Here is a 9,930-nt window from a genome sequence, read left to right on the forward strand (position 1 = left end):
TACCGTCGGGCTATGTGCAGTTCCTGCGCAGCATCATGCCGAACAAGCCCCGCTCCGAGCTCTACACCATGCTTGGCCTGGGCAAGCAGGGCAAGACCATCTTCTTCCGCGATCTGATCGCCCACCTGCGCCACTCCAACGACCAGTTCATCGAGGCGCCGGGCATCCGCGGCCTTGTCATGCTGGTGTTCACGCTGCCGTCCTACCCCTACGTCTTCAAGATCATCAAGGACGTCTTTGGTAGCTCAAAAAACATGGACAGGGCCACGGTGAAGCGCAAGTATCTGCTGGTGCGCCAGGTGGACCGGGTCGGGCGCATGGCCGACACCCTGGAGTTCTCCAACGTCGCCCTGCCCCGCAGCCGCTTCCACCCCGATCTCATCGCCCAGCTCAAGCAACTCGCCCCCTCGGTGATCGAAGAGGACGGCGACACCCTGGTGGTCAAGCACGTGTATATCGAACGCCGCATGACTCCGCTCAACATCTACCTGGACAAGGCCAGCGACGAGCAGGTTGACGAGGCCGTGCGCGAATACGGCCAGGCCATCGGCGAACTGGCCATCGCCAACATCTTCCCCGGCGACATGTTATGGAAGAACTTCGGGGTGACCCGCTACGGACGTGTCGTGTTCTACGATTACGACGAGATCGAGTACATGACCGACTGCAACTTCCGCAAGATCCCCCCTGCGCCCAACGAGGACATGGAGATGTCTGGCGAGCCCTGGTACTCGGCCGGCCCGATGGATGTCTTCCCGGAGGAGTTCGCCACCTTCCTGCTTGGCCAGCAAAAGATCCGCAAGGCCTTCCTCAAACACCACCGCAACCTGCTCGACCCCCGCTTCTGGCAGGACGCCCAGGCCCGGATACGCAATGGCTACGTGGAGGACTTCTACCCGTATCCGCAAGAGCTGCGCTTCTGCAACGCCTACGGCACCCAAACCGACGCGCCCCCGTCACCAGCCGCCTGAGCCTGTTTTCTGCCCCGACCGCCGGCCTTGTCCGGCGGTTTTTCATGGCGTTCAGGTAAACCCCAGTGTCGCACTCCGTCGGCAAGTACCACCATGGATGTGAAGTTGCCATCTGGATGGCACTTCCCATAACCAATAAAGGAGGAGAGACATGGAATACCGGTTTCGATTGAAAGCTCTGGTGCTGGCGGTCAGCAGCACCCTGGTCCTGGGGGCCTGCGGAGGGGGCGGCAGCAACGACAAGAGTATTCAGCTGAGTGGGATCGCTGCGGAGGGTCTGGCCATCGCCAACGGCACGGTCACCATCAAGGACAAGACGGGCCAAACCCGCAGCGCCACCACCGACAGCAACGGCAACTACACGATCCAGACCGTCGGACTGACCTACCCGCTGATGCTGCAGATCACCGGCAGTCAGGGGGTATGGCATGCCCTGGTGACCGAGGACGATGCCGGCAAGCCCGCCAACATCAACACCGCGACCAACAGCATTGCCCAACTGGCGCTGGGCGTCAGCTCCGATACCGCCTTGCGGGCCGCCTTTACGACGGGCACCTTCAGCCAGGTCGGCGCAGCCAGCGTGGCCAACGCCGATGCAAAGCTGCTCGACGCCCTAGAGTCCGAACTCGGCAAACGCCCGGCCTCCCTGCGCCATGCCAGGTTTCAGCCCGGCACCGCCAGCACCGACGGAGACGAAACCGACCGCCTGCTGACGCTCGTCGACCTGCGCCCGTCCGGCACGGGCTTTATTGCCTACAACCGGCAACCCGAGCGCATCCGCGCCGACTCCTACCGCATCCAGGATTACGACGGCAACAGCGACGACCTCCTCACCGCCGGGCTCGGCAAGACCGGGCTCGGCAGTGCCGTGGCCCCCACCTACACCAATGCCGCCGCCCCCACCGCCGCCGAGCTGCGCCGCAACGCCGTCTACAACAACTACCGCGCCCTCGTGGACGCCAACAAGCCCACCGGTGGCTACGGCACCCTCTACGGCCCCAACATCGACATCAATGGCGGCGACACCCTGGGCGAAGGCAAGATCGCCGGCACCGAGGCCATCGCCTTCTCCGGTGACGAGAGCGGCACCCGCCTGGTCACCGTGATGGTGCAGATTCCCGCCAGCTTCAATGCCGCCCAGCCGTGCATCGTCACCGCCACGTCCTCGGGTTCGCGGGGCGTCTATGGCGCAATCGGTACGGCTGGTGAGTGGGGCCTCAAGCACGGCTGTGCCGTGGCCTACACCGACAAGGGCAGCGGCAACGGCATGCACGACCTGGCCCGGGACACCGTCAACCTGATCGATGGCACCGTTTCCAGCGCCAGCGCCGCCGGCAAGCGGGCCCACTTTGCCGCCGATCTGACCAAGACCCAGCTCGACGCCTTCAATGCAGCCTTCCCCAACCGGATCGCCTACAAGCATGCCCACTCCCGCCAGAACCCCGAGAAGGACTGGGGCCGCAACACCCTGGATGCGGTGGGTTTCGCCTTCTATGTGCTCAACGAGAAATACGGCACGGCCGATGCCAGTGGCAAGAAGCCCCGCGTCATCCGCCCGGCCAACACCCTGGTGATCGCCTCGTCTGCGTCCAATGGCGCCGGCGCGGCGCTTCTCGCCGCCGAGCAGGACAGCCTGGGCCTGATCGACGGCGTCGCCATTAGTGAGCCCCAGATTCAACCGAAGGACGTGAGCGGCGTCGGCATCAAGCAGGGCACGGCCGCGGTCAGCACGATCGGCAAGCCGCTGATGGACTACTTCACCTATGCCAACCTCTACCAGCCTTGCGCCGCGCTGTCGGCCGCGGCCACGGGTTCGCCAGGCGCCGCCTTCATCGCCGGCTATGCGGCCAATCGATGCACGGCACTCAAGGCCAAGGGCCTGTTGGCCGGCACGACGCTCCAGGCGCAAGCCGACGAAGCGCTCCAGAAGCTGCGCAGTTACGGCTGGAGCAGTGAGCATGACCTCTATCACGCGTCCCATCACGCCTTCGCCACACCATCAATTGTCGTTACCTACCTGAACACCCTCGGGCGCTTCAGCGTGACCGACAATGTCTGCGGTTTCAGCTTCGGCAGCACGGTAGCCGTGGCGGGAGCCACACTGGGTAACGTCACCGCCACCAGCGCCCTGGTCCAGGCGGGCATCTTTGCCACCGGCAATGGCGTCCCGCCCACCGGCGGCATCAACCTCGTCTACAACGAGGCCAGTGGCGGCGCCAAGCGGGACGTACTGGCGGTATCCCCTTCCACGGGGCTCGCCGATGCGGCCCTCGATGGCGCCCTGTGCGCCCGCTCGTTGGTAACCGGTTTGGATGCAGTGACAGGCAGCAAACTCACCGGCACCCTCCTCGCCCAGTCCGACCGCGTACGCCAGGGCATCGCGGAAGTGCAGGCCAGTGGGGCACTCATGGGCAAGCCGACGGTCATCGTGTCAGGCCGCTCCGACACCCTGATCCCCGTCAATCACGCATCCCGCGCCTACTACGGAGCAAGTCGCAAGGCCGATGGCACCACCAGCAAGCTGCGCTACTACGAGGTCACCAACGCCCAGCACTTTGACACCTTCATCGACAACGGCCTGTTGCCCGGCTATGACAGCAATCTGGTGCCCCTGCATGTGTACTTCAACCAAGGCATGGACATTATGTATGCCCACCTGAAGAACGGAACCGCGCTGCCCGACTCCCAGGTGATTCGCACCACACCGCGCGGCGGCACGGCGGGCTCAGCACCGGCGCTCACCGTCAGCAACGTACCGCCCATAGCCAGCAGCCCGGTTGGGGCAGACATCATCACCTACAGCGGCGGGACGGTGAACGTTCCGGAGTAAAGCCGCCCGTGGAATGAAAAACCCCGGATCTCAACACCCGGGGTTTTTCATTTCAGCACCAGCCGGATTCCCGTATCCACGGGCCCGGCCCCTCCGCAAGGGCATCACGAATGTAGGGTACGACAGCCTCGGGCAAGTCATCCAGGGGAAACCAGTTCAGCGCATCGCATTTGTCAGGCTCGGCAATATGCGGCTCACCACGCCATGACAGAGCCCGGACGAAAAAATCGATCCGGTTCGTATCCGAGCGACGATGGACCACACCCAGCACGGCCACACTGTCCGGATCGAGCACGACCCCAAGCTCCTCTGCCATCTCACGAACGGCCGTTGCCACCACGGACTCGCCCTCTTCCACATGGCCGCCGGGCAGGCTGAACAAACCATCGAAGAAGCCCGTCCCGGCGCGGCGCATCAGCAACACCCGGCCTTCCCGCTCAAGCAGGACATGAACACCGGTGGGAATGCCGGGATGGCGCATCAGTGCTTGCCGGTACTGCCGAACCCACCAACACCCCGCTCGCTCGCATCAAAATCGTCCACCACATTGAAGGCCACCTGTAACACCGGCACGACCACCAGCTGGGCGATGCGCTCCATGGGCTGAACCGTGAAGTGCTCATGCCCCCGATTCCAGACTGACACGAAGATCTGGCCCTGGTAATCCGAATCGATCAGCCCCACCAGATTACCCAACACGATGCCGTGCTTGTGCCCCAGCCCCGAGCGCGGGAGGATCATCGCGGCCAGGCCGGAGTCGGCCAGATGGATCGCGAGGCCCGTCGGCACCAGGGTCGTATGCCCGGGCGCCAGGTTGATGGGTGCATCGATGCAGGCCCGCAGGTCCAGCCCGGCCGAGCCGCCGGTTGCGTACGCAGGCGGCTGACTCTGCAGGCGCTCGTCGAGAATCTTGATGTCAATTCGGTGCATGGCAATCCAATCATTCAGGGCTGGGTGTCAGGACTTGGGCAACAGGCCCGCCAGATGGGCCACGATGGCCCGGGCAAGATCCGGCTTGGGTGCCTTCGGCAGAGGGTGACGACCAGCGTCGTCATACAGCACCACCAGGTTGTCATCTCCGCCCAGCCCGTCCTGCACCAGGTTGCCGACAATCAGGGGCAGCTTCTTGGCCTTGCGCTTGCCTTCCGCGTATTCGTCCAGGTTGCGGCTTTCGGCAGCAAAGCCTACACAGAAGGGCGGGTTTGGCAAACCCGCCACGTCGGCAAGGATGTCCGGGTTGGGCGTCAGGGTGATGGACAGATCTGCGCCGGATTTCTTGATCTTGTGTTCGGCCGAGGTGGCCGGACGATAATCCGCCACTGCAGCCACGCCAATGAAAACGTCGGCACCAGGCAGGGCGGAAAACACGGCCTCGCGCATTTCCAGCGCACTGCGCACGCTCACCCGGCGGGCTCCCGCCGGTGCAGGCAGGGCCACCGGACCACTGACCAGAACCACCTCCGCCCCCGCCTGGGCGCAGGCCCGGGCCAGACCATAGGCCATCTTGCCGGAGCTTGAATTGGTGATGCCACGTACCGGATCGATAGCCTCAAAGGTCGGCCCGGCCGTCATGATCACCCGCCGCCCGGCAAGCAGGCGGGGCTGAAAGAACCCGATCACCGCCTCGCACAGGTCTTCGGGCTCCAGCATTCGCCCCAGCCCCACTTCACCGCAGGCCTGCTCGCCCGCCGCCGGCCCAAACAGGGTCACCCCGTCAGCGCACAGCTGCGCGGCATTGCGCTGCGTGGCAGGGCTCTCCCACATCTGCCGGTTCATGGCCGGCGCCACCAGCAGGGGGCAGTCCCGTGCCAGGCAAAGCGTGGTCAACAGGTCGTCGGCCAGACCATGGGTCAGCTTGGCCATCACATCGGCAGTCGCCGGCGCAATCAGGATCGCGTCAGCATCACGGGTGAGGTCGATGTGGGCCATGTTGTTGTCCATGCGTGGATCCCACAGATCGGTCCACACCCGGTTACCGGATAGCGCCTGAAAGGTGACCGCCGTCACAAAGCGTGCGCCGCCTTCCGTCAACACCACATGGACGTCCGCCCCGGCCTTGCTCAACAGGCGCACCAACTCGGCCGACTTGTAGGCGGCCACGCCCCCCGTCACCCCCAACACCAGTTTCCTGCCCTTGAGCTCACTCATGCCAATGGTATTATCCAAGTCCTTCAGAAGCTGGAATTGTACACGCCATGGCAATCACCGACTGGCCTGCCGACGAACGCCCGCGGGAGCGCCTCCTCGCTCTTGGCGCCGGCGCCCTGTCCGATGCCGAGCTACTGGCCCTGTTCCTGCGGGTCGGCATCCGGGGTAAGAGTGCCGTCGATCTTGCCCGCGACCTTCTGGGTCATTTCGGCGGACTTTCACCGCTGTGTGCGGCCTCTGCTTCAGCCTTCTCCGCCATTCCCGGCATGGGGCCCGCCAAATACGCCCAGCTGCAGGCGGTTCTCGAACTGGCACGCCGCGCCCTCAGCGAAGAGATGGCCCGCCGCGACGTACTCGATTCCCCCCGCGCGGTTCGCGACTGGCTGCGTCTCAAACTGGCGCAACTCCCCCACGAAGTCTTCATGATCCTGCTCCTGGACGCCCAGAACCGGGTAATGGGCAACGTCGAGCTTTTTCGGGGCACGCTAACCCAAACCTCGGTCTACCCGCGGGAGGTCGTCAAGCTGGTCCTCGAGCGCAATGCCGCCGCCGTGATTCTTGCCCACAACCACCCGTCCGGCGTCGGGGAACCCAGCATCGCCGACCAATCGCTGACAAAAAGCCTCACCCAGGCCCTGGCGCTGGTGGATGTGCGGGTCCTTGACCACTTCATCGTGGCCGGCAACGCCGCCCCCGTTTCCTTCGCAGAGCGAGGCCTGCTCTAGGTTCCGGACTTACCGAGGCGCACATTCACCATCTGAAATGTACCAAGGTATTGATTCGAGTGAACTTCGTCGCTTATAATCGAGAGTCTTATCGAATCAAAACCAGTTTGGAGCAACAAATGGCTCGCGTTTGCCAAGTGACCGGAAAAGCACCGATGGTGGGTAACAACGTTTCCCACGCGAACAACAAAACCAAGCGCCGCTTCCTGCCGAACCTGCAGAATCGCAAGTTCTGGAGCGAAGCCGAAAACCGTTGGGTGCGCCTGCGCGTATCCAACGCGGCCCTGCGCACCATTGACAAGAAGGGCATCGACGCCATCGTTGCAGAGCTTCGCGCTCGCGGCGAAAAGGTCTGAGCCTTTTTACCACCGGAGATAAATCGACATGGCAAAAGGCGGCCGCGAAAAGATCAAGCTCGAGTCCACTGCTGGCACCGGGCATTTTTACACCACGTCCAAGAACAAGCGCACCACCCCGGGCAAGCTTGAGTTCAACAAGTACGACCCCGTTGCCCGCAAGCACGTGCCGTACAAGGAAGTGAAACTCAAGTAATTGCTTCCGGCACGCGATTACCGCTTGTTGCACCTAAAAACCCGCCTTGTGCGGGTTTTTTGCTTTTAGCCTTACAGACGCGCACGACACGTCCTCGTCAAACCGGCACCGCAAAAGCAAAACCGCCGGCAAGCTTGCGCAGGCCGGCGGTCTGGATCACTGCATCGGAGCCATAAGCCCCGACGGATCGGAACAGATCAAGCGCGCTGGATGTTCGACGCCTGCTTGCCCTTCGGACCCTGGGTGACCTCGAACTGAACCTTCTCCCCCTCTTTCAGCGACTTGAACCCGTTCATGTTGATCGCAGAGAAGTGCGCGAACAGGTCCTCACTACCGTCATCCGGCGTGATGAAACCGAAACCCTTGGCGTCGTTGAACCACTTAACAGTACCAGTTGCCATATTGCTAATTCCTTCTTGATTGCAGTAATACGATCCGGACGTCCGGCATGCGATCGGGTCAAGACAGAGACAGGACTTTCGAGGGTGCTTCTTCGAACACGCAACGCAAACCCCGCAGCCCCGGCCTTGGCACGAGCACAGGTCTGCTTTTACGTGACTTGATTGGCCTCGTCAACGCATTTGTAAACCGGCACAAATGTTGCACCACAACACGAAAGCGGCAAATAAATGTGGTGTTTTTGTGCGTTTTCCAACAAAAACCGACATTTCAACGCAGCTTTTGCCCCACTTGCGACGCACCATGACGGGGCAAGTGCACCGCTTTGGAAAGCCCCGGCAGGTGTGCCAAGTCACTCTTGCACAATCATCGGGGTTGTTTAGAATGGGTCGCATGGTCATCAAAAAGCAGGAAGAGTCTGTACTTGAAACGTCGGTGACGCGGGTCAAACCGCCGCCGCTCTTTAAAGTCATGCTCCTTAACGACGATTTCACCCCCATGGATTTCGTGGTGGCCGTGATAGAGAAATACTTTGGCAAGGACCGCGAACAAGCGACGCGGATCATGCTCAAAGTGCACAGAGAGGGCGTTGGTGTGTGCGGGGTCTTTCCGCGGGACATCGCAGCCACCAAAGTCGAGCAGGTCATCGCGTACGCACGCCAGCACCAGCACCCCCTGGCATGCGTCATGGAGGAAAACTGAAATGATCGCGCAAGAGCTTGAAGTCAGTCTGCACATGGCCTTTGTCGAAGCCAGACAAAAGCGCCATGAGTTCATCACCGTGGAGCACCTCCTGCTTGCGCTCCTCGACAACCCTTCCGCTGCCGAAGTGCTGCGGGCCTGCGCGGCCAAGACCGACGAGCTGCGCAAGGAACTCACCAACTTTGTGAACGAGCACACGCCCAAGGTCGAGGGCACGGAAGACATTGACACCCAGCCCACCCTGGGTTTTCAGCGCGTCATCCAGCGGGCCATCCTGCACGTCCAGTCCTCCGGCAAGAAGGAAGTCACCGGAGCCAACGTGCTCGTCGCCATCTTCGGCGAAAAAGACTCCCACGCAGTCTATTTCCTGCAACGCCAAAACATCTCCCGCCTCGACGTGGTGAACTTCATCTCCCACGGCATCACCAAGACACCCCAGCAAGGCGCGAATCCGGCTGCGGGTCGCCCTGCTGGCGAGTCGGAGCAGGGTGAGCAGGAGCAGGAAGGCACGTCCGCCGGCGGCGCACTGGACAATTACACCCAGAATCTCAACCAGCAAGCCCTCCTCGGCAAGATCGACCCCCTGATCGGTCGCGAGAAGGAAGTCGAGCGTGTCATCCAGACCCTGTGCCGGCGGCGCAAGAACAACCCGCTGCTGGTCGGCGAAGCCGGCGTGGGCAAGACCGCCATTGCGGAAGGCTTGGCCCGGCGCGTCGTCGAAGGACGTGTCCCGGAGATCCTTGCCGACGCCCAGGTCTACGCCCTGGATATGGGCGCACTGCTGGCAGGCACAAAGTATCGGGGCGATTTCGAGCAACGCCTGAAGGCGGTCCTGAAGCAACTCGCCGATCACCCGAACGCCATCCTGTTCATCGATGAAATCCACACCCTGATCGGCGCGGGTGCAGCGTCGGGCGGCACCCTGGATGCCTCCAACCTGCTCAAACCGGCCCTGTCCTCGGGTCAGATGAAGTGCATCGGTGCGACCACCTACACCGAGTTCCGCCAAATTTTCGAGAAGGATCACGCCCTCTCCCGCCGCTTCCAGAAAGTGGACGTGGTTGAGCCCTCCGTATCCGAGACCGTCGAGATCCTGAAGGGGCTGAAGTCCCGTTTCGAGCAGCACCACGGCATCAAGTATTCGGCTTCAGCGCTCTCGAGTGCGGCAGAACTCTCGGCCCGTTACATCAACGACCGGCACCTGCCTGACAAGGCTATTGACGTGATCGACGAGGCCGGTGCCGCCCAGCGCATCCTGCCCAAGTCACGCCAGAAGAAGCTCATCGGCAAGACCGAGATCGAGGAGATCGTCGCCAAGATCGCTCGCATCCCGCCGCGCAGCGTCTCCAATGACGACAGGGCCGCCCTGAAGACCCTGGAGAGAGACCTCAGGAACGTCGTATTTGGCCAGGACGCAGCCATCGAGGCCCTCGGCAAGGCCATCAAGATGTCCCGTTCGGGCCTGGGTAATCCCCACAAGCCCATCGGATCATTCCTCTTCAGCGGCCCCACCGGCGTCGGTAAGACGGAAGTCGCCCGGCAACTCGCCTACACGCTGGGAATCGAGCTCGTGCGTTTCGACATGTCCGAGTACATGGAGCGC

Annotated in this window: 11 protein-coding genes; 7 read left to right on the plus strand and 4 right to left on the minus strand. The window is 62.5% G+C overall.

The genetic code is table 11. The features are described 5' to 3' along the window. Together aceK and ACIQ09_RS20775 are read left to right on the plus strand one after the other, a co-directional pair. Positions 1-971, plus strand: a 971-nt coding sequence (gene aceK / locus ACIQ09_RS20770) for a bifunctional isocitrate dehydrogenase kinase/phosphatase (RefSeq protein ID WP_398314103.1), incomplete at its 5' end; no start/stop codon positions are given. Between the two features lie 151 nt (positions 972-1,122). Beyond that, positions 1,123-3,801 carry a 3-hydroxybutyrate oligomer hydrolase family protein gene (locus ACIQ09_RS20775; protein WP_398314105.1) on the plus strand — a complete coding sequence of 893 codons (2,679 nt, stop codon included), beginning with the start codon at positions 1,123-1,125 and terminating at the stop codon, positions 3,799-3,801. Positions 3,802-3,853: 52 nt separating this feature from the next. Here ACIQ09_RS20775 and ACIQ09_RS20780 read toward each other — a convergent pair whose 3' ends face one another. The 3 genes from ACIQ09_RS20780 to coaBC are packed head-to-tail and all read right to left on the minus strand — an operon-like array spanning position 3,854 to position 5,949. Beyond that, entirely contained in the window at positions 3,854-4,282 is a 429-nt protein-coding gene (locus ACIQ09_RS20780) for an NUDIX domain-containing protein (RefSeq protein ID WP_398314107.1), read from the minus strand. After that, the gene (gene dut / locus ACIQ09_RS20785; protein WP_398314109.1) at positions 4,282-4,731 is read right to left on the minus strand and encodes a dUTP diphosphatase; all 450 of its coding nucleotides are present in this window, start codon (positions 4,729-4,731) and stop codon (positions 4,282-4,284) included. Before dut ends, ACIQ09_RS20780 begins: the two co-directional genes overlap by 1 nt. A gap of 27 nt (positions 4,732-4,758) precedes the next feature. Further along, entirely contained in the window at positions 4,759-5,949 is a 1,191-nt protein-coding gene (gene coaBC / locus ACIQ09_RS20790; RefSeq protein WP_398314111.1) for a bifunctional phosphopantothenoylcysteine decarboxylase/phosphopantothenate--cysteine ligase CoaBC, read from the minus strand. 47 nt (positions 5,950-5,996) lie between these two features. Between coaBC and radC the strand changes: the two genes are divergently transcribed. The 3 genes from radC to rpmG all read left to right on the plus strand — a co-directional run bounded on the left by radC (position 5,997) and on the right by rpmG (position 7,226). Then, positions 5,997-6,674 carry a DNA repair protein RadC gene (radC, locus tag ACIQ09_RS20795; RefSeq protein ID WP_398314113.1) on the plus strand — a complete coding sequence of 226 codons (678 nt, stop codon included), beginning with the start codon at positions 5,997-5,999 and terminating at the stop codon, positions 6,672-6,674. A 119-nt stretch (positions 6,675-6,793) separates the two neighbouring features. Continuing rightward, complete coding sequence (gene rpmB / locus ACIQ09_RS20800; protein ID WP_398314120.1) at positions 6,794-7,030, plus strand: 50S ribosomal protein L28; 237 nt, start codon at positions 6,794-6,796, stop codon at positions 7,028-7,030. 28 nt (positions 7,031-7,058) lie between these two features. Next, positions 7,059-7,226, plus strand: coding sequence for a 50S ribosomal protein L33 (gene rpmG, locus ACIQ09_RS20805; protein WP_398314115.1), 168 nt, complete (start codon positions 7,059-7,061; stop codon positions 7,224-7,226). 197 nt (positions 7,227-7,423) lie between these two features. Here the strand turns inward: rpmG and ACIQ09_RS20810 are convergent, their stop codons facing one another. Beyond that, positions 7,424-7,627, minus strand: coding sequence for a cold-shock protein (locus ACIQ09_RS20810; protein WP_079433360.1), 204 nt, complete (start codon positions 7,625-7,627; stop codon positions 7,424-7,426). Positions 7,628-8,018: 391 nt separating this feature from the next. Here ACIQ09_RS20810 and clpS point away from each other — a divergent pair, with 391 nt between their 5' ends. Together clpS and ACIQ09_RS20820 are read left to right on the plus strand one after the other, a co-directional pair. Then, positions 8,019-8,327, plus strand: coding sequence for an ATP-dependent Clp protease adapter ClpS (gene clpS, locus ACIQ09_RS20815; RefSeq protein WP_398314122.1), 309 nt, complete (start codon positions 8,019-8,021; stop codon positions 8,325-8,327). A gap of 1 nt (position 8,328) precedes the next feature. Further along, positions 8,329-9,930, plus strand: a 1,602-nt coding sequence (locus ACIQ09_RS20820) for an AAA family ATPase (RefSeq protein ID WP_398314118.1), incomplete at its 3' end; no start/stop codon positions are given.

It is taken from the genome of Zoogloea sp., from assembly GCF_044344315.1.
Classification (GTDB): Bacteria; Pseudomonadota; Gammaproteobacteria; order Burkholderiales; family Rhodocyclaceae; genus Zoogloea.

Excerpts from the sequence above, each read along its gene's own strand:
- ACIQ09_RS20810 (WP_079433360.1), bottom strand. The coding sequence starts at position 7,627 with ATGGCAACTGGTACTGTTAAGTGGTTCAACGACGCCAAGGGTTTCGGT.
- coaBC (WP_398314111.1), bottom strand. The coding sequence starts at position 5,949 with ATGAGTGAGCTCAAGGGCAGGAAACTGGTGTTGGGGGTGACGGGGGGC.
- ACIQ09_RS20780 (WP_398314107.1), bottom strand. The coding sequence starts at position 4,282 with ATGCGCCATCCCGGCATTCCCACCGGTGTTCATGTCCTGCTTGAGCGG.
- radC (WP_398314113.1), top strand. The coding sequence starts at position 5,997 with ATGGCAATCACCGACTGGCCTGCCGACGAACGCCCGCGGGAGCGCCTC.
- rpmB (WP_398314120.1), top strand. The coding sequence starts at position 6,794 with ATGGCTCGCGTTTGCCAAGTGACCGGAAAAGCACCGATGGTGGGTAAC.
- clpS (WP_398314122.1), top strand. The coding sequence starts at position 8,019 with ATGGTCATCAAAAAGCAGGAAGAGTCTGTACTTGAAACGTCGGTGACG.
- rpmG (WP_398314115.1), top strand. The coding sequence starts at position 7,059 with ATGGCAAAAGGCGGCCGCGAAAAGATCAAGCTCGAGTCCACTGCTGGC.
- dut (WP_398314109.1), bottom strand. The coding sequence starts at position 4,731 with ATGCACCGAATTGACATCAAGATTCTCGACGAGCGCCTGCAGAGTCAG.
- ACIQ09_RS20775 (WP_398314105.1), top strand. The coding sequence starts at position 1,123 with ATGGAATACCGGTTTCGATTGAAAGCTCTGGTGCTGGCGGTCAGCAGC.